The sequence below is a fragment of the Pseudomonas sp. NFPP24 genome (genome assembly GCF_900112095.1).
GTDB classification, from domain to species: domain Bacteria; phylum Pseudomonadota; class Gammaproteobacteria; order Pseudomonadales; family Pseudomonadaceae; genus Aquipseudomonas; species Aquipseudomonas extremorientalis.
Genome location: NZ_FOKD01000019.1, coordinates 38,971 through 65,296, shown reverse-complemented (window position 1 = coordinate 65,296; position 26,326 = coordinate 38,971). Strand labels below are relative to the sequence as shown.

The window sequence follows — 26,326 nt, the reverse complement described above, 5'->3', positions numbered from 1 at the left end:
CGGAGACCGATTTACCAGACCGAGCTGGTAAAACAAGGGCCTGCCTGACGGCAGGCCCTAACCAGCCCGAACACAAAAAAACTGATACTCCCCGAAATTCAGTTGAGACCAAAACTAAACGAAACAAACGAAAATCGCAATATTCGAAACACCAACATCGGGCGCTACCGAATCGGCTCCTACTTCCGCTTGGTAAGCTCATCACCTCCTTCGCAGAAGCCTACGATACCAACCCACCCCACCCGTCACTGCCCCGACAACAACCACCCCATTCCCCACCAGCCAAAGCCCAAAATTCCGACTCTGCTCCGCATCCCCCTCATAAAACGGCCCAAAATACGCCGATAGGATCACTACCACCCCGTTAAACACCCCAAGTGCCACCGCAACCACCAGCACAACAAACACCACCCCCTTAACAACTTTCAGGCAACCTTCCAAAACCATATCTCCCTGGACTCGTGATAATCCGAGAACGTCCCTTCAATCGAAAATCCCAGCTGAATACGCGGGTAGCTCAACCAGTCCGTCAACCGCCGACCGTTGAATAGGTCGATGTGATCACCACTGCGATTACCAAACGTTTCGTTTCCCCGGCGCCAAAAGTCTTGGAAGAAGATAATGCCTTGTTGCCCAGCCAACTCATCTTCGAAGCTTTCGGGTTTTATCTTCTTCATGCTTAGTAAACCGGGAATGATGACGCGGCTTAATGCGTTGGCCATTTCCTCTGCGGCCAGTATGTGTCCCTCGCTTTTGGGATGCTGCCAACAATAGCGCACGCTGCTTAAACTGCTCAGGTCAACGCCAGATCTACGCAGTGCCACACCAAGATTGATCGCGCATTGATCACTGAAATTCTTGGCACCGTTGGTTCTGCATGGCGCCGCGTCGCCGAAGATTTCCGGGTGGTTTTTCCATAGGGTATTGAATGTCAGCATTCTGCTTTCCATGCGTATTTTTTCCGCGACCGTAGCAAACACGGTACGGATAAAGAGAACGCCAGAGCGAATCCAGAACGGTCCTACGCAAGACATAGGCTTGGCTTGCAGGACAATACGCACAAGCCTGTCGCGTGTGGATCAAGGCGCTCAAACGCTCGCCTTCTAGAGCGCTGACAACCTGTTGCCTTTTCCCACGCCAGCCATCGAACAAAGCCAATACCTACCATCGCTCCGCCTTCGTAGGCTCACCTCCTCGCACAAGGAAGTGAGCCGTCATGCCAGAACGCTCTTACCCACCCACCGCAGAAGAGTTACGCAAACAACGCATCCTGACGCAGCAGCCATCGCGTGCGCCGTATTCGCCATCGGTTGATTTTTTCGAGCCATCCCCTGCCCCAGCCCCCACGCTGGCCAGACCTCCCGGCTGCGTCTTCATGAAGCCTTGCCAACTGCCTGATGGCATCACCCATTACTTCAACCCCAGCGGTTATATCCCGTTGGAGCTGATCAGGGAGTACGGCCACTTAAGCCTGCTGGGTGGGCGTGAGGTGGATAGCAGGGGCGCGGTTGCCTTGCGCAAGATCGGCGGCAGCACATTGCCTGCAGGTTTGGGCCAGTTGGCGTTGCGGTCGGCCGTTTGGGAGTCGGCGGCAACTGCCGTTGGATCGGTCGCCGGGGGCCTGCTGACGGGCTTGGTGGCGCTGGCCTGGCCGTCAGAGCTGGGTGATAGCGCGCTCTACAGCGAGGAGCAGTTGCGTTCGATGCAACGGGCGCGGTCGCAGATGCGGTTGTATATCGAGCAACGCGAGGACGGCACGCTCAAGGGGTATGGGTTCTACACAGGCAATCATGCCGATTGGCAGATGATTGATGTGGTGCAGTTCCAAAACCGTGGCGATCAGTTTGTGGCGGATTTGGGTGAGGGTGTGGAGTTGATCTGGACACCCGCCGTTGATCCCAGCGACACGCTGGGGATTCCGCCATTGGAGGCTGCGCCGCAAGCGCCGATGATCTGGATTTATCCGCCGACGGAGAAAGCGGCGCAGATTCTGGTGAACCCGGTTTATCCGCCGGAGTATCGGGATTTTATTCTGGTGTTCCCGGTGGAGTCGGGGGTACGGCCGCTGTATGTGGTGGTCAACAAGCCAAGGAAAGGGCTCAGAAACCCAGACCATGACTACTTCCCAGCCCCCAAAGCCGAAGATATAACAGGCTTCCCTGGTCTGATTCCGCAAAGGCCTGTGACGCCAAGAAGAGGGGGCGTTGGCTTACGCGAACGTTGGATAGACGCAAAAGGAAAAAGAATATTTGAATGGGATTCCAAGAAAGCCGAGCTGGAAGTCTATCGAAAAAGTGACTTGGAACACCTCGGTGCATTTGATCCTTATACCGCCGAGCGTCGAGGACCGGCGGACCCGAAACGTCGAATTTATAGATAAAGAGGAATTCTGAAAATGGTGATGAAAATCAGACTGCGATGGTACGAAAAGCACAGCAATGACTTGAAAGCGGATGAATACTCAGCGGATATCGCTGACCCAGACAGTATTTTTGAAGCATTGGGCTTAAGCGAAGAGACCGCGATATATGCCGACGTATTCAACGTCCAACCCAATTGGATAACGCTAATTCAGCCGTACTTCCAGCACGTGATCCAACCCAACCGCCTCGACTACCAAATCTCCTTCCGCTACCAAGGCGCCTGGCCACCGCCTCCAAAACAATCCAAAAAGGCGTCGTGATGCAATGAAACCCACATCGCAAAAGCCCCTTCTCTACCGCTCAGTCAACACCCGAACCCATGGCGTGCGCCACGGCAGTTGTCGCGCCTACCGGTATGAGCGGCACACCAAAAGCGAAAAAGACAAACAATCAAACCGCGGTTCGATGCATAGCCATAAACGGCATGGCTTTGATTACACCCCGCTATTCCGCTTTCTACTTTCCAAAGTCGGTCACCCATGGGATCAGGTGTTCAGCGAAGCCAACGCCCGCCTGGATCGTCCGGAGCCGATGTTCTGGATGGTCGCGCAACATGAAAGCGACAAGCAGGATTACGTGAGAACGGATGAAAACAGCTACTACAGCGGCTTGTGGGTCGACGAAGGCGGCCTGCTGCAAAAGGTCAACCCACAGCTGACGCCCGAGCAGATGAAACCCTTCTGCAACTGCTGCACCCACACTTTCAACGGTGTGGTATTCCCGCAGGGTCTACCACACCACGGCTAACCCTCAACCCGACTTACCCCCACTCCCCGCCTCAGCCACCGGTACCCGATTTGCCGGGTCCGTCACGTCATACACATGCTGCTCACACCCCGAACCCTTGAATTGGAATTCCACCAGATACACTTTTGCCTTCTCCGGGCTAAACGTATTCATCTCCGGCCCGCAGGTGTAGTAGTAACCAGTACGGGTGTCGTTCGCGTAACCCGATACAGTGAGTTTCTTGCCGGGGTCGGCCTGGATTTCCAGTTGTGGGAAACGCTTGAAGCCCGCACTGGCCACGGTCTGGTTGAGCTTGGCGATCCAGTTGAAGACCTTGCCTTCGCCGGTGTCCATCACCGTGCCGAGGGCTTCCATGCGTGAGTCAGGATCGCCTTCGCGACTGATCGAGAAGTCGACGGCGGGGGTGCCGCCACTGGACTTCATAATGACTTTGGCGTGTTCCGCATCCACAGCCACGGTTTTCTGGCGAAACTGAATGCCGTCCTTGAACAGGCTGGATGATGAGTCGCGTTGGTTGGATTGGCAGGCGCCCAGGGCCAGAGCGAGGGAGAGCAATGCGATTCGCTTCACGGAGGATATCCTTATCGAATGAGGGTGATGAAGAGACTAGGGCCCACAGGGAATGTTCCAAACCTTATCACCTGTCAATTTTGCGCAGTTTGCCGCCTGAAACCGACTGTGCCACGGCCAATTGCTCCTCGAAGCTGAAACCCGAAAGCTCGTAGAACAGACTCCGCACTGGCTGAGCCTGTTCGCCCCGCAGGGGGTACCTGTGCAGCCGGGGCTGGGCCATGGTTCGGTAGACCCTGATCAGAGCCGGGTTCGCGGCATAACCTGCGAACTCACGCTGCGCACTTTCCACGTCGCTATATAAGGCATAGCCGTAGTCGTAAGCGGTATCGGAGTCCGCGCGTCCTCCAAACCGGACTTCGCCATCCTTGAGAAAATGCCTGAGCAAGTGAGCGTCCAGAATAGGCACGTCGTCATATGCAAAACCGGCGTGGTAAGGACCACTGACGATCACCAGCGGCAGCACGGTGACTTCGGACGCGTCGCTGAGGTGAGGAAAATACTGGCTGCAAAATGCCCCCAGTCCTTGCTGAATATGCTGGGCTTTTCGCCGCGCCTGGCGGGCTTTATGGATGATGCCATTGTTGTCGGAAAAATCGTTGTGGTAATCCAGCGGTGTTATCGGTGCTCGACGACTGCGCAATTCACACACCACCAGCAGACTGCCAAACGAGAACACAAGGTCGATCTCCTCGACAACCTTGGACGGTCCTCTGAACTTCACCGCCCCCAACCATGTCAAGCCCGCCATGATCGGGTTGGTTTTGCGACAATCTTCCAACACCGCGAGCAGGTAACGTTCAAACAGTCGTCCGCGTTGCTTCCCTTTGGGGTCGATGATGCTGAGCCAGATATCAAAATTCCTGGAGATGCTGGCCGTCAACGGCGCACTGATCGGAATCAGTACGTCTTCATCCACCTTCACCAACGGTCGCGACCACAGGTCGTGCTGCAGGCTCTTGGCCTCGTAAAGGAGCAGATCAATGGCCGCGTTTACCTGTTCAACTGCAAGCCCCGTGGACTCTGCAAGCCGTTCGACAAGAGTGTTGCGGGAAAACCGCGGACACAGCTTGAGCAGGTCTTCCCACTGCCGAGGCGCAGGCATCTGCCCATAGCGCTCTTTGAGTTGCGCCGCGATCACCGCAAGGTGCAGCCAGATATGCAGCAGGTTTTGGCACTCGGTACTTTTTACAGCCGGGTCGAGAGAGGCATCGAACAACGGATGCAGGTACTCGTCGATCATGTAATACGGCGACAGATACGCATAAAGCGCGGCTGTCTGGACGCTGTCGCTTAATTCAGACCAGTTGCCGATCGACAACACGTCGGTGCCGACGCAGTGGATATAGCGCTGCCACCCAAGCCGGGGCACATAGGTTTGGCGCCCCTGATGAAGGTCGTTGGAAATTCTCAGACCGTTGGTACCGTTGTGGTGATCACGGCGGTATTCATAAATCACTTTGACCAGATCCAGATGCTCCGACGCAGAGGAGAGCAGTACGCCTTTGGAGTCGGCAAAAAACTCCATGCCGCCGTACAACAACTCTTGCCAGATTTTTTTGAAACTATGGGTCAGTTGAACCAGGTCGCTTTCATAGGCAAAAAAGTTGATAGCGCTGAGCATATGCGGGCAATTGTCGGGGAACAGCACACGCAGGTCATGGCGGTTTTGATAAAGATCCCAGATCGGCCCGCAGAGCGAATCCAGCCGCAGCATGTTGAGGTGATCCGGTGGCAGGCCGGACTCACCGTTGGTCAATGAAGAACGGAATGAAAGGTGCTCTTCAAGGGATGCTGTCGGGTTGGCCTCGACGGCGTGCAGGGCCTCGGCGGACATTGCGCAGAAGAAGTGATTGGCCGACCCGATATGTGCGCTGATCAGCGCGTCATACGTCAGCGGCTCATCTGTACTGAACGAATAGTGCAGACGGCTGCTCTTCACCCGTTTAAATTGGGTGTTCAGCCAGCGTGCACCTTCCAGGAAGCCTCTTTCGATGCTGTGCCCAGGATAAAGCGCCTGGTATTTCACAATCCAATCGTTGATGTCGAACTCGTCGAGCATCGCGGGGTGTGCCAGTTGTTTGTTGCGGGCGAGCTTGAGCAGTTGCCGGTCCATCAGCGTGCCTCTGGTTTTTTTAAGGTAAAGCCCGCAGGCTTCGATCGACACCAATCACTTGGGCTGGAAGGTTTCCAGATACGCCAGGATGTTTTCAATTTTCTCCTGGTCGCTGATACCCCAGAAGATCATCCGCGTACCACTCACCACCTTCTTCGGCGCCTCGATATAGGCCGCGAGCTTGTCACGGGTCCAGACCACACCGGAGTTTTTCATCGCGTCGGAATACTGATAGTCCGTGGTCGTCGCGGCGGGCCGGCCGATGATGCCGTTGAGTTGCGGGCCGAAACCGCCGCGCGCGCCTTCGCCGATGCTGTGGCAGCCGCCGCAGGTCTTGGTGAAGAGCTTGCCCCCTGCCTCGGCGTCGCCGGCCGCCAGAGCGGGGCTTGCGTTAAGGATCAGGGCGAGGGTGAAAAAGGCGTATTTCATCAAAGGCTCCACAGCCGGCAACGGTAGGCCGATTATGCCTGTATCAATTTCACTCCGCCGCTTCTGGTAACAGCCCGGGAAGCGCTCTGAAACGACCATCCATCGCCCGGTACACATCCAATCGAACCTATTCCAACCCATCCCACTCCACCTTACTGAATCCCTGATGGTGGAGTAAGGATCATGGCTCAGCCATCGATTTTGGTGCTGGAAGACGACGAAATCATTCGGGCGTTAATGGTGGATGTACTGGAGGATTTCGGCGCGCTGGTGACGTCGTTTCCTTCGGCGGATGAGGGGATGATTTATCTTGAGCGGGCCGATGATCCGGTCGACCTGATTGTCAGCGATATCCAGATGCCGGGCCTGCTCAATGGCTATGACCTGAGCAAGGTGGTGGCCCATCGTTGGCCGACGGTGCCGGTGGTGTTGACCTCGGGGAATACCAAGTTGGCGGCGCAGTTGGGCGGCTCGGTGCGTTTTTTGCCCAAACCGTGGAGCACTGAGCATTTGATTGAGTGCGTACAAACGGCGTTGACCCAACAAGGCTTGTCAATGCACTGATAGCGTCACGATATCACTCAGATCGAACTTCATGGCGCCGTCCAGGGTCATTATGCAAGCAAGGAGCGACTTTTCTGATCCGCTGGTCAGCCTTTTCGCCTTGCGCGTACAGCTGACCGCCATGAGTTGTGTAGAATTGTCGCCCGTTTAACGCGTCATTCATGGCCGAGAGGCCCACAGTTCGAGCTCACTGAATGCATTCACAGGCCCATGACGTTGGTGCGCCCTCTTTGCTGGAAACGTTGCGCACAGGCACGGCCCTGCTGCATGTGGCGCTGGAGAAGCGCCTGCCGTTTTTCTCTGAGCATTTGGATGCCGATTGGTATCAGCGCTTGCTTGAGGCGTACTACGGTTTTTATGGACCGATGGAAGCGGCGCTGTACGAATGTGAGTTGATCCCTGAGGGCTTCGATCAGGGGGCGCGTACGAAAACCCCGACGCTACTGCACGATCTGGATGCACTGGGCCTGAATGAACAGGCTATCGGCGCCCTGCCCCGCTGCGCCGAACTCCCGACCCTCGACACCCCCGCCGCCTGCCTCGGAGCCCTGTACGTGCTGGAAGGCGCAACCCTCGGCGGCCAAGTGCTGCGCCGGGAAATGGCCCAGCGCCTGGACGTCAACGCCGACAACGGTGGGGCGTTTCTCAATGTATACGGCGCCGAGACCGGTCGACGCTGGAAAGACTTTCTCGATTACCTGGGCCGCCTGCCGCTGGATGCCCCCGCCAAACAACGCGCGGTAGAGGCAGCCCGTTCAACGTTCCGCTGCTTTGAGCAATGGCTCGACAGCCAGGAGGTACTGCTATGAAACCCGAAGATTTTGAAGAGCTGCTTGCCAACTGTGCCGACGAGCCGATTCGCTTCCCGGGGGCAATCCAGCCCCATGGCGTGCTGCTGACATTGTCCGAGCCCGAGCTGACTATCATCCAGGTCAGTGCCAACGTGGGCAGCCTGTTCGGCCATGCGCCCGAGGCGCTGCTGGGCCAGCCACTGCACACGCTGATGGGCGCCGAGCCCGCCCAGGCGGTCGCCGCCATGGCCGAAAACAACACGTTTTTTGACGCGCCACCGCTGCACGTTTCCTTTAACGGCGCAGAGTTCGAAGGCCTGCTGCACCGCCATCAGAATGTGCTGGTGCTGGAATTCGAGCCACGTCTCAAAGACTTCCGCCCACGGGCACTGAACGGGCGCACCAGTGACCTGGGCAAGATGCTGCAACGTTTGCAGTCGGCGAAAACCCTGCAAGCGCTGTACGAAATCAGCGTGACTGAAATCCAGGCCATGACCGGCTACGACCGCGTGCTGATCTACCGCTTCGAAGATGAAGGCCACGGCCAGGTGATCGCCGAAGCGTCGGCGCCGTCCATGGAGCTGTTCAACGGGTTGTTCTTCCCCGCGTCCGACATCCCGGAGCAAGCCCGCGAGCTGTATCGCACCAACTGGCTACGCATCATCCCGAACGCGGCCTACGAGCCGGTTCCACTGTTGCCCAAGCTGCGCCCGGACACCGGCCAGCCGCTGGACCTGAGCTTTGCCACGCTGCGCAGCGTGTCGCCGATTCACTGCCAGTACATGCAGAACATGGGCGTGTTGTCGTCCATGAGCATTTCGCTGATGAAGGGCGACAAACTCTGGGGGCTGATCAGTTGCGGCAACCGCGAGCCGCTGCTGGTGCCGAACGAGCTGCGCACCACCTGCCAGACCATCGGCCAGGTGCTGTCGTTGCAGATCAGCGCCATGGAGGCCCTGGACCTGAGCCGTCAGCGCGAGGAAAAAGTCGAGGCCCTGGCGTTGCTCGACCAGGCGATGAAACGCTCGGAAGATAACGTATTCGACGGCCTGGCCCAGCAACCGCAGGTACTGATGGACCTGACCCTGTCCGGCGGCGTGGCGATCATCGAAGACAAGCAGTTGCACCGCTACGGCAACTGCCCGGAGCCGGCGCAGATCCGCGCCTTGCACAAGTGGCTGCAAGGGCGCAGCGAGCCGGTGTTTTCCAGCCATAACCTGGTGTCGGTGTACCCGCCGGCCGCCGAATTCCAGCAGGTGGCCAGTGGCGTGTTGGCCATGAGCCTGCCCAAGCCGGTGGATAACGCTGTGCTGTGGTTCCGTCCGGAAGTGAAAGAGAACATCAATTGGAGTGGCGACCCGAAAAAACCGCTGGACCTGGAAAACTCCGACGCTGGCCTGCGCCTTCGCCCACGTACCTCGTTTGAAATCTGGAAAGTGGAGATGGCCGGTATCTCCACCAAGTGGAGCCATGGCGACCACTTTGCCGCCAACGACCTGCGCCGCTCGGCCCTGGAAAACGACCTGGCGCGCCAGGTGCTGCGTGAGCAACAAGCGGTGCGTGCGCGTGATGAACTGGTGGCGGTGGTGTCCCACGACCTGCGTAACCCGATGACAGTGATCTCGATGCTGTGCGGCATGATGCAAAAGGCCTTCAGCTCCGATGGCCCACACACCTCGCGACGAATTTCCTCGGCCATCGACACCATGCAACAGGCGGCCGGGCGCATGAACGTACTGCTGGAGGATTTGCTCGACACCTCGAAAATCGAGGCCGGGCGGTATGTGGTCAAGCCGGTGGCACTCGACGTGACCCAGATCTTCGAGGAAGCCTATTCCCTGCTGGCACCGCTGGCGATGGATAAGGGCATCGACCTGTCTTTCAACGCCGAGCCGGGCCTGCAGATCAATGCCGACCCGGAGCGTCTGTTCCAGGTGCTGTCGAACCTGATCGGCAACGCGATCAAGTTCACTCCGCGCCAGGGCAACATCGGCATCAGCGCCATGAGCAATGGCGAAGAGATTGTGTTCTCTGTGCGCGACTCCGGCGAAGGCATTGCGCCGGAACAACTGCCGTACGTGTTCGATCGCTACTGGACCCAGACGGAAAACAACCCGACCGGCAGCGGGTTGGGGCTGTACATCACCCAAGGCATCGTCCAGGCCCATGGCGGCAAGATCGTTGCCGAAAGTGAAGTGGGTCGGGGAAGTGAGTTCCGGTTTACGGTGCCGAAGGTGATCGACGACTCGCATACCTGACTGAACGTCCCGACTGTGAAGGTCGAGACTTTTGTGGTGAGCGGGCTTGCCACAAGCCATGTTTAAACGGGCAACACCACCACCGCTTCCAGCCCTCCGCCCTGGCGCTCAGCCAGGGTCACGGTGCCGCCATGTTCCAGCACAATCGCCCGAGCGGTCGAGAGTCCCAAGCCGACACCGCCCGTGCTTTTGTTGCGTGAGCCTTCCAGGCGATAGAACGGCAGGAACACCTCCTCCCGATATTCGGCCGCAATGCCCGGCCCGCGATCCAGCACGCGAATCACGACCTCGTCCTGTGTGTGCTGCAACTCGATCTCCGGCGCGATGCCATAGTGGATCGCGTTGTCCACGAGGTTGGTGATCACCCGCTTGAGGCCCAGGGGCCGGCCGAAGTACACCAGGCGTGGCGGGCCGCGAAAGGTGATGTCGATCGCCTGGTCGCGGTAGTCGTCGATCAGGGTTTGCAGCAACTCGGCCAGGTCCAGTTGCGTAGCCTGCTCCAGCCGGGCGTCATCGCGGAAGAATTCCAGGGCGGTGTTGATCATGGCCTGCATTTCATCGACGTCGCGAAACAGCCGCTGCTGCTGGTCGGCATCTTCGATGAATTCCCCGCGCAGGCGCAGGCGCGTCAGCGGTGCGCGCAGGTCGTGGGAGATGGCCGCGAGCATTTGCGTGCGGTCCTGGATGAAGTGGCGTAATTGCGCCTGCATGCTGTTGAACGCAAGGATCGCCTGGCGGATTTCATGGGGCCCCACCGGCTCGATGGGCGGTGCGCGAAAGTCTGCACCAAAGCGCCGCACGCCCTGGGCAAAGTCCTGCAGCGGCCGCGCCAGTCGCCGAGTGGCCACCAGGGTGACCAGTGCGGTGGAGATCAGCACCATTAACACCACGATCACACTGCGTGCGCCCTCGTCCAGGCCCCAACTGCGGGCAGGCGCGGTAAACATCAGCCAGGACTGATCGGCCAGTTGCATCAGCAGCAGGTAGTGGCCATTGCCGTCGGGCCAGTCAGACGGTTCATAGGCTTCCATGGGACGGATCGGGCCGTCCAGCAGGTGCTCGAAGGCCTGTTCTCCCGATTGGAAATCCGGGTCATTCAGCACGGGTAGATCAAAGGCGGTTCGCTGCGCCGACCACCTCACGCTGAACGCGTCATCAGCCATGACCTCGGCCAGACGCGGTCGTTGCGCCGGCTCCGACGCTTCGATCACACGCACCACCACGGCGATCTTTTCCAGCAGCCCGGTCTCGGTGAGCGGCGGCCGTGCCCAAACCCCCGCCAGTTGCACGAACAGGGCGTTGAACGCCAATGCGGTGAACATCGCGACCAGCACCGTCAGGGCGATCCAGCGCGCCACGGTGTCGCGTGGGCGGCGACTCATGAACGGGTCACGCTGACGGTGAATTGGTAGCCGCCATTGCGCACCGTGCGGATCATCGCCGGGCGTTTGGTATCGAATTCCAGCTTGCGACGCAGGCGGCTCACTTGCACGTCGATGCTGCGGTCAAAAGCGTCGTGGCTGTGGCCTCGCGCCAGGTTCAACAACTGCTCACGGGTCAGCACGCGCTGGGGGTGTTCGGTGAACACCAGCAGCAGGTCGAACTCGCCGGACGACAACGGGATCATCACCTGGTCGGGCGAACGCAATTCGCGGCGTGTGAGGTCCAACTGCCAGCCGGCAAAGTGGATCCGGGGGCGTGCCACCTCCCCCATAGGCAGTCGCGTTTCGCCCGCCCGACGCAAGACCGCGCGCACCCGCGCCAGCAATTCGCGAGCATCGAATGGTTTGCTCAAGTAGTCGTCTGCGCCCATTTCCAGGCCTACCACACGGTCGCTGAGTTCGCCCATGGCAGTGAGCATGATCACCGGCGTCGCATATTGCTGGCGCAGGCGCTGGCACAGCAGCAGGCCGTTATCACCGGGCAGCATCAGGTCGAGGATGATCAGGTCAGCCGGCTGGCGCTCCATGGCCGCCCACAACTCGGCGCCACTGGCAGCCGTCTCGATCCCATAGCCGTGTTGCAGGAAAAATTTCTTCAGCAGGGCGAGGACTTCAAGGTCATCGTCCACAATCAACAAGTTGCTCACCGACGGTCTTCACTGGGTGGGTTCGAGGCGCTATCTAAAACCATTCGGCGCGGTCCGTCATATATTTCAATCGTGCAATAAAGCGTCAACGCCGCAATAAACCAGACATCTTTGCGCAAGGTTGCACTGCCAGGATCGGCCTCCCTTTTTTGCGGAGGCTGTGCCCATGCGCTCGTTGACCTACCCCCGGCATCTGGCCCGCCAGGCCGTGCTGTTGCTGACAGTGTCTTACCTGACGGGCTGCGCAAGCCCAACCCAGGTGGCGCCACCTGCTCGCTGTGCGCAGGTGAATTACCCGGTGTATGACCCGGCCGAGCCAGTCAACCGTGGCGTGTTTGCGTTCAACCGTATTGTGGATAACTACGCCCTGGCGCCGATAGCACGTGGTTACCGTGACCTGCCGGATTTTTTCCAGCAGGGTGTGCATAACTTTGCGAGCAACTTCGGCGAGCCGGCGGTGTTTATCAACGACCTCATGCAAGGCAACCCGCGACGCTCGGTCAATACCCTGGGGCGTTTCGCCGTGAACACGACGGTGGGCGTGGTGGGGCTGTTCGATGTGTCGGACCGCCTGGGCATCTCGCGCCATACAGCCGACTTCGGCCAGACGTTCGGCGTGTGGGGAATCGGCAATGGGCCGATTGTCGAACTGCCGTTGCTGGGCACCAGCAATAGCCGGGATGCGGCGGGCAAGGTCTTGAGCTTCCTGGTTTCGCCACTGGGCGACAGCGATACCGTGCAAACCCTGGGCACCATCAGCCTGGTGGGCGGCACGGTCGATACCCGTGCATCATTGTTACCGCTCACCGACAGCCTGCAGAAACTGCCGGATTACTACAGCGCGTTGCGTAATGTAGTGGCGGAAAATCGGGCGGCTTTTGTGCGCGAGGGCCAGGCAGGCGCGACATCTCCTGCGCTGGACAGTTGTGCGAACAGCGCTTCGGATGACTTCAGAGCGCGGTAGCCAACCATGTAATCTCTTGCAGCAGTGGGTTTATAGCCTACTCGCTATGCCGTCATTATGTTTGGCCTCACTTCGCTGCAACAGGCGAAGTCATCCTCTAAACGCTATAAGGAAACATCCATGCCAAGCGCAATCAATCACACACTGGGCAGCTTTTACCCCCCACTGCAGCAGGATGATGCAGAGCCCCAGCGCAGGAAGCGCAGCATTGACGTCACACACTCGCAACTGAACGCCGCCGATCCTGGGAGCACGGCCGCCAACGACCGTCGCAAAAGCGGAGGTGGGATAGACTCCCTGGGGCAGGGCAGGTTGCCCTAACCTGCATTGATTCGAAGGGCAGTGCACGGCCCTTCGTACTCCTGCTTAACAAAACCATGACATTCACTGGGCTAACCTTGCCGGTTAAACCCAGCGTGGAACCATTACCTGCATGCCGCACCTCGATAAACTGCCCGCCGTATTGGCCGGCCCACTGCTGCGCCGCCTCGAACCCCGGCGCCTGGTACTGTGGCTGGTGGGCAGTCGAGCCTTGCAACTGACCCTGCAGTTGCATCTGCCCGCCCAAACCCTGGAGATCAACCTGGATCATTGCCAGGTCGTTCCTGTGGGGCGCCATGCTTTTATCCACTTGATCGATGTACCGCTGGACGATGCCCTGCCCCAGGACATGACGATCCGTTACGACCTGCTGTTCGACAACACCGGCATCGCCGACTGGGCGCCACACCTGCTGTACGCCAACGCCCAATACCCAAGCTTTGCTTTGCACAGCCGTATCCATCAGTTGGTACACGGCTCATGCCGCAAACCCCACCACAGCGCCGATGAAGGCCTGCTGTGTGTCGACCGCCTGCTGGCCGATGCCACCAATGCCGCCGAGCGCCCGGCCCTGCTGATGATGAGCGGTGACCAGGTGTACGCCGACGATGTGGCCGGGCCGATGTTGCGCGCCATACATGCATTGATCGCACGCCTGGGCCTGTTCGATGAATACCTTGAGGGTGCCGTGATCGATGACAGCGCCAGCCTCTACAGGCATCGTGCCAGCTACTACCATCGCGCCGACCTGCTGCCGGCACTGGACAGCAACGAAACCCTGCGTGAACGCTTCTTTGGCGGTGTGAAAAAGCCGATCTTCACCAGCAGCACTGCCGACAATCACTTGGTGACCTTCGCTGAAGTCATCGCGATGTACCTGCTGGTATGGTCGCCGACGCCGTGGGAACTGATCGCGCCTGAAGCGCCGCAACTGAGCACAGAAGAACAGCCGCGCTACCTCCGCGAACACGTGCAACTCGAGCGATTCCGCAATGGCCTGCCAGGCGTCGCCCGGGTGTTCGCGCACCTGTCCACCTTGATGATCTTTGACGATCACGACATCACCGACGACTGGAACCTCAGCGCCCAATGGGAAGCCACCGCCTACGGCCACCCGTTCTCCAAACGCATCATCGGTAACGCTCTGCTGGCCTACCTGCTCTGCCAGGGCTGGGGCAACCAGCCGGATGCGTTCAACGAACTGGTCAGCCAAACCCAGTCGCTCACCTGCCAGCCCCAGGCCAACCACCTGCAAGCCGCCGCCCAGGATGATTTGATCCAAGCGCTGCTCAACTTCCAGCAATGGCACTACGTGCTACCCACTACCCCGGCCCTGGTGGTGCTCGACACCCGCACGCGCCGGTGGCGCAGCGAGTTCACCCTCAAGCAACCGTCCGGCCTGCTGGACTGGGAGGCGCTGAGTGAGCTGCAACAGGAACTGCTCGACCATCCTTCGGCCATTATTGTTTCCCCCGCCCCCATCTTTGGCGTGAAGTTGATCGAGACGGTCCAGAAGATTTTCAGCTGGTGCGGCCACCCGTTGCTGGTGGATGCGGAAAACTGGATGGCCCACCGTGGCGCTGCCCAGGTGATCCTCAATATCTTTCGCCACTCGCGTACACCGGGTAACTACGTGATCCTTTCAGGTGACGTTCACTATTCATTCGTCTACGAAGTGCTGATCCGCCATCGCAACGCGGGCCCCAGGATCTGGCAGATCACCAGCAGTGGCATCAAGAATGAATTCCCCCCACGCCTGCTGGAATGGTTTGACCGGCTCAACCGTTGGCTCTACTCACCCCGCTCGCCCCTCAACGGGTTCACGCGCCGTCGCAGTATGCAGGTGGTGCCGCATATTCCCGAGCACGCCGAAGCCGGCGAGCGGTTGTGGAATTCGGCGGGGATCGGCCAGGTGTTTTTCAACGAGCAAGGCCAGCCTGAAACGATCTACCAGCACAACGCGGATGGGAAGGGGCGGACGGAGATGATGGCACCTGATTAATAGCCATTAGCCATCAACCTTTAGCCGTACATCTGCCCTATTCAAAGCACCCAGGCCCCGTTGTACAGTAGCGCCAGCCACGGAGTATCGGCGTCAACAACGGCAGGCCTTGAGGTCTGCTCAGGCAAGGAATGCGCACATGGTCGATAACTCCGACACCAACCCGTTGAAACAGGACTTCTCTCACTTCAACGCCGACATGCTGCACACCGTGCTGGAGTTGGTCAGCGATGGGATCTGGGACTGGAACGCCAACACCGGGTTCGTCTACCGCAACCCAGGCTGGTACGAAATGCTGGGTTATCCCCGCCACGCGCTGGAGAACAGTGTATTCACCTGGGAAAGCGTAATTCACCCGGACGACTATGCCCAAGTGATGAAGTTGTTTGACGATTACATCCACCGGCGTGCCCCTTACTACCAGGCCGAGTACCGCTGTCGCAAAAAAGACGGCAGCTACTTGTGGATCGAAGACCGTGGCTACGTGATTGCGCGTAACGCCGACGGCTCGGTCGCAAGGATGGTGGGCGCCCATCGCAACATTCATCTGCGAAAATGCTCCGTCGAACAGTTGGAAAGACGCAATCAATCCCTTGAGGCGCTGGTGGCCGAGCGCACACGCGAGCTGTCGCGGGTCAACCAGCAGTTGCAGCTACAGCTGGATGAAAACCGCTCGCTGGCCGAACGGGATGCCCTGACCCTGGTCGCCAACCGCTACCGCCTGGAGAAAGTGCTGCTGGAAGAATGCGAGCGCGCCCAACGCTTTCGCCTGCCGCTGACGCTGATCGCGATGGATATCGATGACTTCAAGCCGATCAATGACCGTTTCGGTCATGGCGTGGGCGATCAGACGCTGGTGCAGGTAGTGGAATGCCTGCAACGCTGTATTCGCCGTGGGGATCTGTTGGCCCGATGGGGCGGCGACGAGTTTGTGCTGGTCCTGCCCAAGACCTCGCTGGACAGTGCGAAGGCACTGGCAAAAAGCATCCGCCAGCAATTGAAACACAGCTCGCACGGCGGCGACTTCAGAGTCACCTTGAGCCTGGGTGTAGCCGAGCGCGAACAGGATGAGTCCCCCGCCGCGCTGATGGCGCGTGCCGACCAGGCGTTGTACCGCGCCAAAGCGGCGGGAAAAGATGGAGTATCTGAATAACAGCCCCCGTGCTATCGAACCGGCGGTGCGTACTGGATGCCGCCGTTGTTCCATAGCGCATTGAGCCCGCGCTTGATCTTCAGCACGCTGCCCTGGCCGATGTTGCGCTCGAACACCTCGCCGTAATTACCCACCTGCTTGACGATCTGCACCACCCAATCCTTGCGCAGCTTGAGGTCCTTGCCGTACTCGCCATCAGCTCCCAGCAACCGGGCAACATCCGGGTTCTTGCTGCTCTTGGCCTGCTGCTCGACGTTCTGCGAGGTGATGCCCATTTCCTCGGCATTGAGCATGGCGAACAAGGTCCACTTGACGATGCTGAACCACTCATCATCGCCTTTACGCACCAGCGGCCCCAAAGGTTCCTTGGAGATCACTTCCGGCAACACCACGAACTCGTCCGGGTGGGCCATCTTGATGCGCTGGGCGTACAGGCCCGACTGGTCGGTGGTCAGCACGTCGCAGCGCCCGGCTTCCAGGCCCTTGGCGCTTTCGTCGGCGGTGTCGAAGGTGATCGGCGTGTACTTCATGCCGTGGGTGCGGAAGTAATCCGAGACGTTCAGCTCGGTGGTGGTGCCGGCCTGGATACACACGGTCGCGCCGTCCAACTGCCTGGCGCCGGTAACGCCCAGTTTGTTGTTCACCAGAAAGCCGATGCCGTCGTAGTAGGTCACGCCGGTGAACACCAGGCCCATGCCCGAATCGCGGGAGCTGGTCCAGGTGGTGTTGCGCGAGATCAGGTCGATTTCACCGGATTGCAGTGCGGTGAAGCGCTCCTTGGCGGTCAACTGGGTGAACTTCACTTTCGATGCGTCGCCGAAGACCGCCGCCGCCACCGCATGGCACACGTCCACATCGATGCCGGTCATCTTGCCCGTGCTGTCCGGTACGCCAAAACCCGGCAGGCCGTCGCTGACACCGCACTGGATGAAGCCTTTCTTCTGGATGGCGTCCAGGGTCACGCCCGCCTGCGCGCTGCTCGCCAGGCCCAATGCAGCGGTGGCGCCGATCACGGCCAAGGTGGTTTTGAGTGGGTTCATGCAAGGCTCTCCCTGTCATTCCTTATTATTCGGCGTCGTACAGCCCGCGCCGGTTTATAGTGCTGCCGGGCAGTATCAACGGCTTTGCGCCGCTGCCACAAACGACCTTTAGGCAAAGGCTCCTTCCGATTTGGAATGAAGTGCATGATTTCAAAACGCTTGACCCCTTCGATGACTGCCCTGCAATGCTTCGAGGCAGCCGCCCGCCACTTGAGCTTTACCCGTGCCGCCGAAGAGCTGCACCTGACCCAGAGTGCGGTGAGCAAACAGGTCGCGCAGTTGGAAGAGATGCTCTGCCACAACCTGTTCGACCGGGTGCGCCAGCGTTTGTACCTGTCGCCGGCCGGGTCGCTGTACCTGGCAGAAGTGCACAAAATCCTCACACAGGTGGACATCTCCAGCCGCTACATCCTCACCTACGGCGGCGAGACCGAAGTGCTGCGCATCGCCACCCAGCCGACCTTCGGCGACCGCTGGCTGGTGCCCAAGCTCAAGGATTTTGCAGCGAAGCATCCGAACATCCACCTGGACGTGCGCAACGAGCTGGAGCCGTTCGATGTGTTGCAGGCGAAGGCAGATATCGCGTTTTTCTTCGGCCAGGGTTCATGGCCGGGAGCGACCTGCATCGAGCTGTTCCGTGAGGCGGTGGTGCCGGTGTGTGCGCCGGGTTTTGTCGCCGAAGGCAGTGATGCTTCGTCACGTCACACCCTGCTGCAATGCACCTCGCGCCCGGAGGCCTGGCATGAGTGGTTCCTGGAGCAGGGCCTGCACTCGCAGAACAGCTACCACGGGCCGCGCTTCGACACGTTCTACATGTGCATTCGTGCGGCGCAATCGGGCTACGGCGTCGCGTTGGTGCCGCAGTACCTGGTGGCCGAAGAACTGGCCCAGGGCAGCCTGATGATTCCATGGGACTATGCGATGCCCAGCAGCGGCGCGCACTTTATCGCCCATGCCGAACATGCCGGCGAGATTCCCAAGGTGAAGGCTTTCCTGAGCTGGATGGTCGACTATGTAGGCGCACATCGCGATTTTCAGTCATGACCCGGCGACTTTATTTCGTTTGCGACGAGGGTAGGTGCCCGGCTTAGATAAAAAGACGCCCGTCACTGCCGAGTCTGCGATTCATGAGCCACGAAACCATCAGCCAGTCGATTTCCATCGTTCACCCCATCAGCCTCAGCCACGGTAAGAACGCCGAAGTCTGGGACACCACGGGCAAACGCTACATCGATTTTGTCGGCGGCATCGGTGTGCTCAACCTCGGTCATTGCCACCCGGGCGTGGTCGAGGCGATTCGTGACCAAGCCACCCGGTTGACTCACTACGCGTTCAACGCCGCCCCGCACACACCCTACATCGAACTGATGGCGCGGCTGACCACATTCATCCCGGTGACCTACCCAGTCAGCGGCATGCTCACCAACAGCGGTGCGGAAGCCGCGGAAAACGCCCTGAAGATCGTACGCGGCGCCACTGGCCGCACGGCGGTGATCGCCTTCGACGGCGCCTTCCACGGCCGCACCCTGGCCACGCTCAACCTCAACGGCAAGGTAGCGCCCTACAAACAGAAGGTCGGTGTGCTGCCGGGTCCGGTGTATCACCTGCCCTACCCGAGTGCCGACAACGGCGTGAGCTGCGCCGAGGCGTTGAAGGCCATGGAGCGCCTGTTCAGCGTGGAAATCGATGTCAACGATGTGGCCTGTTTCATCATCGAGCCGGTGCAGGGCGAAGGCGGTTTTCTTGCGCTGGACGTTGAGTTTGCCCAGGCGCTGCGACGCTTTTGCGATGAACACGACATCCTGCTGATTGCCGATGAAATCCAGTCAGGCTTTGGCCGTACCGGCCAGCGCTTTGCCTTTTCGCGGCTGAGTATCGAACCGGACTTGATCCTGCTCGGCAAAAGCATCGCCGGTGGAGTGCCGCTGGGCGCCGTGGTCGGGCGCAAGGCGCTGATGGACAACCTGCCCAAAGGCGGTTTGGGTGGGACCTATTCCGGCAACCCCATCGCGTGTGCGGCGGCCTTGGCCACGCTGGATGCGATGACCGACGAACACCTGCACGCCTGGGGCGCACAGCAGCAACACGCCATCGTCAGCCGCTATGAGAGCTGGCGCGCGCAAGGCTTGCCATACCTGGGCCGCCTGACCGGTGTCGGTGCTATGCGCGGCATCGAGTTGGCCAACGCCGACGGCACACCCGCACCGCAACAGCTCGCTCAACTATTGGGCCTGGCGCGGGGCGCCGGGTTGTTGCTGATGCCCAGCGGCAAGTCGCGGCACATCATCCGTTTGCTTGCGCCGCTGACCATCGAACCCGTAGTACTGGAGGAAGGCCTGGATATCCTTGAGGCCTGCCTCAAGCAGTTGGACTAGTAGCGCGCATCCACGGGCCTGCCGCCGTTCGGCCAGTCCTTGACCGTGTCGGGGAAGTCCGGGCGCGGTTGACCCGAGAACATCGCAATATTTCTTTAAAACCTGACCTGGAGTGGTCTCCTCGGTTCAGGTGTGCAATTGTTTTTATGCGTCATCAGGCAGATCACCAGGGCCAGCCAAGCCCCAGGCTTGTTGTCGCGAAATTCCCCAAGCAGCCACTTGATATGGATCAGCGGAACCTCAAAGGCAGTGTGCTGCCTTGACCTGACCTCCCTCCCCCCTGAAAATGCCCGACGCTTTTTTGTCCTCGTTTACTGAAGTAGTGAAATTTCAATGTCCGATTCTTACACCGAACAATCTGCCACCGAAGAATCCGTCGTCGCCTTGCACGCCAAAGCCGAATACGAAAACGCCATCAATCTTTCACAGCATCTGCCCGCCGCCAAGATCATCAGCGAGATGGTGCTGGACGCGTTCCACACCTCCAAGGAAAGCGACCAGATCCGCGAACTGCGCGTGGCCATCCGTCAGGCCCACGATGCCTTCGACGACGACAAGGCCTACGACCTGATGGGTCAGCTCAAACAGCTCAAGGACGCCGAGGCCGCCGACAATGCCGCCCTGGAAAACCTGAGCAGCCAGTTCTCCATCAGCCGCATCCTGTCCTGCTTCAAGGACGACCCCGAGTTCCAGGAGCTGGTCTACGGCCTGGCGTTGAAAGTGCTGAACCAGAGCCACCAGGCCATCAGCAACCCGAGCGCCGGCAAGAGCAAGGCATCCCGCCCGAAGAAAGAAGCCGAAGTGTTTGTGATCAGCAAGGATGGCATCAGCGTCACCCTGCCGCTGCGCACGCCGCGCTCGAAACTGAACGTTGACCGTGAGGCGTTCGAGTTCCTGGGCTTCAGCTTTGTGGGTGAAGGGGATGAAGCGGAGCTGGAAGTCGAGAGCTTTGTGGATAACGCCGGCGCCGAACAGCCTTTGAACCGCAAGAGCGTGATTACTGCGTTGCAGCAGCAGACGGCGTTTGATGGGTACAGCATCGCGCAGCAGTAACCCTTAATCCCAACCCTTTCAAGGTCTTTAGGTAGAACAGGCGATAAGTACTCTGTGGCGAGCGGGCTTGTCCCGCGTTGGGCTGCGAAGCAGCCCTGAAACCCGCGGCCGAAGAATGCCTGACTCACCGCATTCCTCCTTCAAGGGTCGCTTCGCAACCCAACGCGGGGCAAGCCCGCTCGCCACAGTTGCAGTGATCGCCCTTAATGGAGTGGTATCAGCCAGATAGGGTCGGTTTTTCAAAGACCTTGAAAGGGATGCCAAGTTATGGTCATCAAGACAGTAGCTCCCACATGTGTTCGGCGTCGCGTCAACTGACCTGCTGCGCAAACACCTCGCGAAACCGCGCCATATCCTGCTTGTCCCCCACCGTCACCCGTACCCACTGCGGCCAGCTTTCAAACACCCGGCCGATCATCACACCTTGCGCCGCCAGCTTTTCGATCACCTGCTCCGCCGGTTGCTTCACGTCGATCATGAAGCAGTTGGCCTGTGACGCGGTGCAGGTGAAACCCCGGCCTTTCAACCACGCCACGGTCTCATCACGCAGTTGATTGTTGAGGGCTTTGCGTTGCGGCAACAGCTTCACGTCCTCCAGGCTGGCGAGGCCGCCCAGCAACGTGCTGCCCGCCGGGACGTTGTCACCGCCAAACACGGCCAGGCGTTCCAGCAGCGCCGGATGACCGACCACCAGTCCCAGGCGGGCACCGGCCATGCCGTAGATTTTCGAGAAGGTGCGCAGCACCAGCAGGTCATCGTGGTCCTTGACCCAACTGACCACGCTGGGCGTGTCGGCGAAGTCGATATAGGCCTCGTCCACCACCAACACGCTGCCTTCGGGTTTGTGTGCCAAGGCCTGGCGGATGGCGTCGGTGGGCGTCACGGTGCCGGTCGGGTTGTTGGGGTTGCACAGGTAAAGCATACCGGCCTGGGGGTCGGCGGCGAGCATGGCCGGGATGTCATGGCCGTGGTCGGCGTTGAGGCTGACTTCCTTGACCGAGGCCTTGTTCGCCTGCGCCGCCTGGCGTGGCACTTCGTAGGATGGCGTAGCCATCACCAGACCGCGGGTCTCGCTGGTGAATGCCAGCACTGCATAGCGCAGTGCAGCCATGGAGCCGGCAAATACCGCCACCTGTTCTTCGGCAATCCCCTGCTGCTGGGCAAACAGCCCGGCCAGGGCGTACATGTGTTTGTAGGGATAACGCCCGGCTGTGGCGATTCCCTTCTGCATGGCTTCGCGGGCGACCTGAGAGGGCCCATAGGGGCTTTCGTTGTAGTTGAGCAGCACCTTGTCAGTCTTGGTCGGCGGCGGGCTGGCAACCGCCCAATCGAGGCGCCCCAGCAGAGGCAGGGCGGCGCCCAGGGCGAGAAGGGACCGACGACTTACGCTGACCATAGGGCTACTCCTTGTAGGCGGGTGATGGATTCGCACAGCACGTACTGAGGGGTATGACGATAAACGCAGCCGGGGATTTAAACCCCGTCCAAGAAAAAGCCCCGCGCTTCTCTCGAAGGCGGGGCTTTTTCACTGCAGGACCACTCAGTGAGCGTAGGTCAGCAGCAGCTCTTTCGGCACTTGGAAATCCAGGGACATCATCACGCTCAGCGCGGTGATGGTGAAGATCGAGAACACGAACAGCTTGCGCGCCCAGACGGTGTCATCCACCGCCTTGTAGCCGGTCCAGGCCATGTACAACCAGTACATGCCCATGGCGGCGGCAACGGCAAGGTAGCTCATGCCGGCGTAGCCACTGAAGGTCAACATCAAGGTCGCCACGAGGAAGGCCAGGATGTACAGCAGGATGTGTTTCTTGGCGACCTGGATACCCCGTTTTACCGGCAATACCGGAATCGAAGCAGCCAGGTAGTCGTTGAAGCGGAAAATCGCGATGGCGTAGGAATGCGGCATCTGCCACAGGCTGAACATCACCAGTAGCGTCAGCGCGGCCATGTCGAAGCTATTGGTTACAGCCACATAACCAATCACCGGCGGCATCGCCCCCGACAGACTGCCCACCAGCGTGCCGTGAACCGACTTGCGCTTGAGGTACAGGCTGTAGAGGCCGACGTAGATGACAAAACCGATCACGGCAAACAGCGCCGCCAGCGGGTTGGCCACCTTGTACAACAACGCCACACCGGCAACACCCAGGACGGTCGCATAGATCAGTGCCAGTTTCAGGGAGATGAGGCCCTGGACCAGCACACGATTCTTGGTGCGCTCCATCTTGATATCGATGTCACGGTCGATGCAGTTGTTGAACACACATCCGGAAGCTACCACCAGGGACGTGCCGATCATTGCAGCCAGGAAGATGGCCAGATCGACATGTCCCTTGGAGGCCAGGAAGAAACCGCCCGCCACAGAAAGCACGTTACCGAAAATGATCCCCGGTTTGGTGATTTGGATAAAGTGCTTAAGCGACATCGGGTCTTACCTCACTTCGCCATCATGAACGTATGGATGCTGAACATGATCCATATCGACAGGCCAACCAGCAGTACGATTACGATCCCTGCGAACACGAACGCAACCACGTTGTCGCGCTGCTCCTTGGAACGGTCCAGGTGCAGGAAGTACACCAGGTGCACCAGAACCTGAATCACCGCGAATGCCAGCACGATCATCAAGGTGATCGACTTCGGCAGGGTCGGGTACATCACCAGACCGAACGGGATGAGCGTCAGGATTACCGACAGGATGAAGCCGATGGCGTACGACTTGACGCTGCCGTGGCTTGCATCATGGCTGTCATGGTCATGGGAGTGTGCATTAGCCATTACAGAGTCCCCATCAGGTAAACAACGGTGAAGACGCAGATCCAGACCACGTCCAGGAAGTGCCAGAACAGGCTCAGGCAGGTCAGGCGAGTCTTGTTGGTGTTGGTCAGGCCGTGCTTATTGACCTGATACATCATCACCGCCATCCACAGCAGGCCGGCAGACACGTGCAGACCGTGGGTGCCTACCAGCGTGAAGAACGCGGACAGGAAGCCGGAACGGTGCGGGCCGTAGCCTTCGGAGATCAGCAGGTGGAACTCGTTGATCTCCATGCCGATGAAGCCCAGGCCGAACAGGAAGGTCAGGGCCAGCCAGCTCAGTACGCCTTTCTTGTTGCCCTTGTAGAAGGCCAACATGGCGAAGCCGTAGGTGATCGAACTGAACAACAGCAAGGCGGTTTCGCCGAGCACGTAAGGCAGTTCGAAGATGTCGTGGCCCGACGGGCCACCCGCTACGTTGTTTACCAGTACCGCGTACACCGCGAAGATCGACGCAAACAAGATGCAGTCGGTCATCAGGTAGAGCCAGAAACCGAAAACGGTCATCGGCCCCGAGTCGTGGTGATGGTCATCGTGCCCATGGTCATCGACATGGGCGTGTCCAGCATTGGTCACTAAGTTCGACATGGTTTAAGCCTGTTCCAACGAGGTTTCAACACGGTTGGCCGGGATCTTCTTCTCGGCTACCAGGCGAGCGTGCTGCTCGGCTTCGATGCGCTCGATCGTCTCGACCGGCACCATGTAGCCTTGATCATCACGGGCAGCGTGAATGATGAAGTAACCGATAGTGCCCACCAGGCTCACGATTGCCAGCCACCAGATGTGCCAGATCATCGCGAAACCGAACACGGTCAACAACGCGCCCATCACCACGCCAGTGGCGGTGTTGTTTGGCATGTGGATCGGTTCGTAGTGCTTCGGACGCTGGTACGCAGTACCGTCTTCCTTGGCTTCGGTGAACGCATCAATGGTGTTCGCGGTAGGGATCACGGCGAAGTTGTAGAACGGCGGTGGCGACGAAGTCGACCATTCCAGGGTGTGGCCATTCCATGGGTCGCCGGATTCGCAAGCGTTCTGCTTACGGTCACGGATACTCACGTACAGCTGGATCAGCTGGCAGGCGATACCCACGGCGATCATCACCGCACCGAACATGGCGACGTACAGGTACGGCACCCACTCAGGGTTGGTAGTGGCGTTCAGACGACGGGTCATGCCCATGAAGCCCAAGGCGTAGAGCGGCATGAACGCGACGAAGAAGCCCGAGATCCAGAACCAGAATGCAGCCTTGCCCCAACCTTCGTGCAGCTTGAAGCCGAACGCTTTCGGGAAGTAGAAGCTGAAACCAGCGATGTAACCGAATACCGCACCGCCGATGATCACGTTGTGGAAGTGAGCGATCACGAACAGGCTGTTGTGCAGGACGAAGTCAGCACCCGGGATGGCCAGCAGTACGCCGGTCATGCCGCCGATGGCGAAAGTCACCATGAAGCCCAGGGTCCACAGAACCTGGCTGGTGATACGCAGACGGCCGTGGTAGATGGTGAACAGCCAGTTGAATAGCTTCACCCCCGTCGGGATGGAAATCAGCATCGTCGCCAGGCCGAAGAAGGCGTTGACGCTGGCGCCCGAACCCATGGTGAAGAAGTGGTGCAGCCACACCATGAAGCCCAGTACGGAGATCGCGCCCGATGCGTAGACCATCGAGTGGTGACCGAACAGGCGCTTGCCGGTAAAGGTCGAGATCACTTCGGAGAAGATACCGAACGCTGGCAGGATCAGGATGTACACCTCAGGGTGACCCCATGCCCAGAACAGGTTCACGTACATCATTGGATTGCCACCAAGTTCGTTGGTGAAAATGTGGAAATCCAGGTAACGGTCAAGCGACAGCAGCGCCATGGTAGCTGCCAGGATCGGGAACGAAGCCACGATCAGGACGTTGGCCCAGGTGCAGGTCCAGGTGAAGATCGGCATGTCCATCAGTTTCATGCCAGGGGCGCGCATTTTCAGGACGGTGGCCAGGAAGTTGACCCCCGTCAATGTCGTCCCGAGCCCTGATAACTGTAGCGCCCAGATGTAGTAGTCCACACCCACGCCCGGGCTGTACTGGATACCCGACAATGGCGGATACGCAACCCAACCGGTCTTGGCGAATTCGCCGACGCCCAGGGACACGTTGATCAGCACAACACCGGAAACCAGCAGCCAGAAGCTCAGGGAGTTCAGGAACGGGTAGGCAACGTCACGGGCACCGATCTGCAGCGGCAAGGCAAGGTTCATCAGGCCGGTGAAGAATGGCATCGCCATGAAGATGATCATGATCACACCGTGGGCGGTGAAGATCTGGTCATAGTGTTCAGGTGGCAGGTAGCCAGGCGAACCCTCGGTGGCCATGGCCAACTGGGTACGCATCATGATGGCGTCGGCAAAACCACGCAGCAGCATGACCATGGCAACGATGACGTACATGACGCCGATTTTCTTGTGGTCGACGGACGTCAGCCACTCGGTCCACAGGTAGGTCCACTTCTTGAAATAAGTGATTGCTGCAAACAGTGCCAGACCACCCAGCGCGATCATGGCGATGGTCACCATCACGATCGGCTCGTGGAACGGGACCGCATCCCAACTTAATTTACCAAACATCG

At 59.3% G+C, this 26,326-nt stretch carries 24 protein-coding genes and 1 pseudogene; 12 read left to right on the top strand and 13 right to left on the bottom strand.

Annotated elements, in window-relative coordinates; genetic code table 11:
• Nucleotides 1-425: 425 nt before the first annotated feature.
• On the bottom strand, nt 426-1,061 hold the full coding sequence (locus BM026_RS27835; RefSeq protein ID WP_256575565.1) for a type VI secretion system amidase effector protein Tae4: 636 nt from the start codon (nt 1,059-1,061) through the stop codon (nt 426-428).
• Between the two features lie 155 nt (nt 1,062-1,216).
• Between BM026_RS27835 and BM026_RS27830 the strand changes: the two genes are divergently transcribed.
• The 3 genes from BM026_RS27830 (at nt 1,217) to BM026_RS27820 (ending at nt 3,170) form a co-directional block, all read left to right on the top strand.
• Entirely contained in the window at nt 1,217-2,380 is a 1,164-nt protein-coding gene (locus BM026_RS27830; RefSeq protein WP_093530799.1) for an S-type pyocin domain-containing protein, read from the top strand.
• A gap of 15 nt (nt 2,381-2,395) precedes the next feature.
• The gene (locus BM026_RS27825; RefSeq protein WP_071496423.1) at nt 2,396-2,683 is read left to right on the top strand and encodes a colicin E3-like toxin immunity protein; all 288 of its coding nucleotides are present in this window, start codon (nt 2,396-2,398) and stop codon (nt 2,681-2,683) included.
• A 145-nt stretch (nt 2,684-2,828) separates the two neighbouring features.
• Complete coding sequence (locus tag BM026_RS27820) at nt 2,829-3,170, top strand: hypothetical protein (RefSeq protein ID WP_371914427.1); 342 nt, start codon at nt 2,829-2,831, stop codon at nt 3,168-3,170.
• Nucleotides 3,171-3,173: 3 nt separating this feature from the next.
• Here the strand turns inward: BM026_RS27820 and BM026_RS27815 are convergent, their stop codons facing one another.
• From BM026_RS27815 to BM026_RS27805, 3 genes are all read right to left on the bottom strand, one after another.
• A complete protein-coding gene (locus tag BM026_RS27815; protein WP_092249296.1) occupies nt 3,174-3,740 on the bottom strand; it encodes a hypothetical protein in 567 nt (188 codons plus the stop codon).
• A gap of 67 nt (nt 3,741-3,807) precedes the next feature.
• Nucleotides 3,808-5,907: a hypothetical protein gene (locus tag BM026_RS27810; RefSeq protein WP_256575564.1), complete on the bottom strand. Its 2,100-nt coding sequence runs from the start codon at nt 5,905-5,907 to the stop codon at nt 3,808-3,810.
• A gap of 3 nt (nt 5,908-5,910) precedes the next feature.
• A complete protein-coding gene (locus BM026_RS27805) occupies nt 5,911-6,285 on the bottom strand; it encodes a c-type cytochrome (protein WP_071489217.1) in 375 nt (124 codons plus the stop codon).
• 183 nt (nt 6,286-6,468) lie between these two features.
• Between BM026_RS27805 and BM026_RS27800 the strand changes: the two genes are divergently transcribed.
• From BM026_RS27800 to BM026_RS27790, 3 genes are all read left to right on the top strand, one after another.
• Nucleotides 6,469-6,849: a response regulator gene (locus BM026_RS27800; protein WP_092249305.1), complete on the top strand. Its 381-nt coding sequence runs from the start codon at nt 6,469-6,471 to the stop codon at nt 6,847-6,849.
• 194 nt (nt 6,850-7,043) lie between these two features.
• Complete coding sequence (locus tag BM026_RS27795; protein ID WP_092249308.1) at nt 7,044-7,658, top strand: biliverdin-producing heme oxygenase; 615 nt, start codon at nt 7,044-7,046, stop codon at nt 7,656-7,658.
• Nucleotides 7,655-9,898 (top strand): ATP-binding protein, encoded by a 2,244-nt coding sequence (locus tag BM026_RS27790; RefSeq protein WP_093128329.1) that lies wholly within the window; start codon nt 7,655-7,657, stop codon nt 9,896-9,898. The genes BM026_RS27795 and BM026_RS27790 overlap by 4 nt, the downstream gene beginning before the upstream one ends.
• A gap of 62 nt (nt 9,899-9,960) precedes the next feature.
• Here the strand turns inward: BM026_RS27790 and BM026_RS27785 are convergent, their stop codons facing one another.
• Both BM026_RS27785 and BM026_RS27780 read right to left on the bottom strand, forming a co-directional pair.
• Entirely contained in the window at nt 9,961-11,280 is a 1,320-nt protein-coding gene (locus BM026_RS27785; protein WP_093128326.1) for an ATP-binding protein, read from the bottom strand.
• Nucleotides 11,277-11,987 (bottom strand): response regulator, encoded by a 711-nt coding sequence (locus BM026_RS27780; RefSeq protein ID WP_093128324.1) that lies wholly within the window; start codon nt 11,985-11,987, stop codon nt 11,277-11,279. Before BM026_RS27780 ends, BM026_RS27785 begins: the two co-directional genes overlap by 4 nt.
• Before the next feature lie 166 nt (nt 11,988-12,153).
• On the opposite strand from BM026_RS27780, the gene BM026_RS27775 reads away from it, so the two are divergent.
• The 3 genes from BM026_RS27775 to BM026_RS27760 all read left to right on the top strand — a co-directional run bounded on the left by BM026_RS27775 (nt 12,154) and on the right by BM026_RS27760 (nt 16,427).
• A complete protein-coding gene (locus tag BM026_RS27775) occupies nt 12,154-12,951 on the top strand; it encodes an MlaA family lipoprotein (RefSeq protein WP_093128321.1) in 798 nt (265 codons plus the stop codon).
• Nucleotides 12,952-13,384: 433 nt separating this feature from the next.
• The gene (locus tag BM026_RS27765; protein ID WP_093530793.1) at nt 13,385-15,274 is read left to right on the top strand and encodes an alkaline phosphatase D family protein; all 1,890 of its coding nucleotides are present in this window, start codon (nt 13,385-13,387) and stop codon (nt 15,272-15,274) included.
• 139 nt (nt 15,275-15,413) lie between these two features.
• Complete coding sequence (locus BM026_RS27760; protein ID WP_256575435.1) at nt 15,414-16,427, top strand: diguanylate cyclase domain-containing protein; 1,014 nt, start codon at nt 15,414-15,416, stop codon at nt 16,425-16,427.
• Between the two features lie 11 nt (nt 16,428-16,438).
• On the opposite strand, the gene BM026_RS27755 is transcribed toward BM026_RS27760, so the two are convergent.
• Nucleotides 16,439-17,467 carry an amino acid ABC transporter substrate-binding protein gene (locus BM026_RS27755; RefSeq protein ID WP_093530791.1) on the bottom strand — a complete coding sequence of 343 codons (1,029 nt, stop codon included), beginning with the start codon at nt 17,465-17,467 and terminating at the stop codon, nt 16,439-16,441.
• A 144-nt stretch (nt 17,468-17,611) separates the two neighbouring features.
• Here BM026_RS27755 and BM026_RS27750 point away from each other — a divergent pair, with 144 nt between their 5' ends.
• Both BM026_RS27750 and BM026_RS27745 read left to right on the top strand, forming a co-directional pair.
• Complete coding sequence (locus tag BM026_RS27750; protein WP_071489208.1) at nt 17,612-18,511, top strand: LysR substrate-binding domain-containing protein; 900 nt, start codon at nt 17,612-17,614, stop codon at nt 18,509-18,511.
• An 83-nt stretch (nt 18,512-18,594) separates the two neighbouring features.
• Complete coding sequence (locus BM026_RS27745) at nt 18,595-19,842, top strand: 2-aminoadipate transaminase (protein ID WP_093530789.1); 1,248 nt, start codon at nt 18,595-18,597, stop codon at nt 19,840-19,842.
• Here the strand turns inward: BM026_RS27745 and BM026_RS29740 are convergent.
• Nucleotides 19,839-19,922 (bottom strand): annotated as a pseudogene (locus BM026_RS29740) (hypothetical protein); the annotation flags it as partial. The gene BM026_RS27745 and the pseudogene BM026_RS29740 overlap by 4 nt on opposite strands.
• Nucleotides 19,923-20,175: 253 nt before the next feature.
• Between BM026_RS29740 and BM026_RS27740 the strand changes: the two are divergent.
• Nucleotides 20,176-20,895 carry a hypothetical protein gene (locus BM026_RS27740; protein ID WP_071489206.1) on the top strand — a complete coding sequence of 240 codons (720 nt, stop codon included), beginning with the start codon at nt 20,176-20,178 and terminating at the stop codon, nt 20,893-20,895.
• Between the two features lie 310 nt (nt 20,896-21,205).
• Here the strand turns inward: BM026_RS27740 and BM026_RS27735 are convergent, their stop codons facing one another.
• The 5 genes from BM026_RS27735 to cyoB form a co-directional block, all read right to left on the bottom strand.
• Nucleotides 21,206-22,291, bottom strand: coding sequence for a pyoverdine biosynthesis transaminase PtaA (locus BM026_RS27735; RefSeq protein WP_093530787.1), 1,086 nt, complete (start codon nt 22,289-22,291; stop codon nt 21,206-21,208).
• 144 nt (nt 22,292-22,435) lie between these two features.
• Nucleotides 22,436-23,323 carry a heme o synthase gene (gene cyoE, locus BM026_RS27730; protein ID WP_003194050.1) on the bottom strand — a complete coding sequence of 296 codons (888 nt, stop codon included), beginning with the start codon at nt 23,321-23,323 and terminating at the stop codon, nt 22,436-22,438.
• Nucleotides 23,324-23,334: 11 nt separating this feature from the next.
• On the bottom strand, nt 23,335-23,676 hold the full coding sequence (cyoD, locus tag BM026_RS27725; RefSeq protein ID WP_016979640.1) for a cytochrome o ubiquinol oxidase subunit IV: 342 nt from the start codon (nt 23,674-23,676) through the stop codon (nt 23,335-23,337).
• Nucleotides 23,676-24,302: a cytochrome o ubiquinol oxidase subunit III gene (locus BM026_RS27720; protein ID WP_058426759.1), complete on the bottom strand. Its 627-nt coding sequence runs from the start codon at nt 24,300-24,302 to the stop codon at nt 23,676-23,678. Before BM026_RS27720 ends, cyoD begins: the two co-directional genes overlap by 1 nt.
• A gap of 3 nt (nt 24,303-24,305) precedes the next feature.
• Nucleotides 24,306-26,324, bottom strand: a complete 2,019-nt coding sequence (gene cyoB / locus BM026_RS27715; protein WP_071489204.1) for a cytochrome o ubiquinol oxidase subunit I — start codon at nt 26,322-26,324, stop codon at nt 24,306-24,308.
• Nucleotides 26,325-26,326 lie beyond the last annotated feature (2 nt).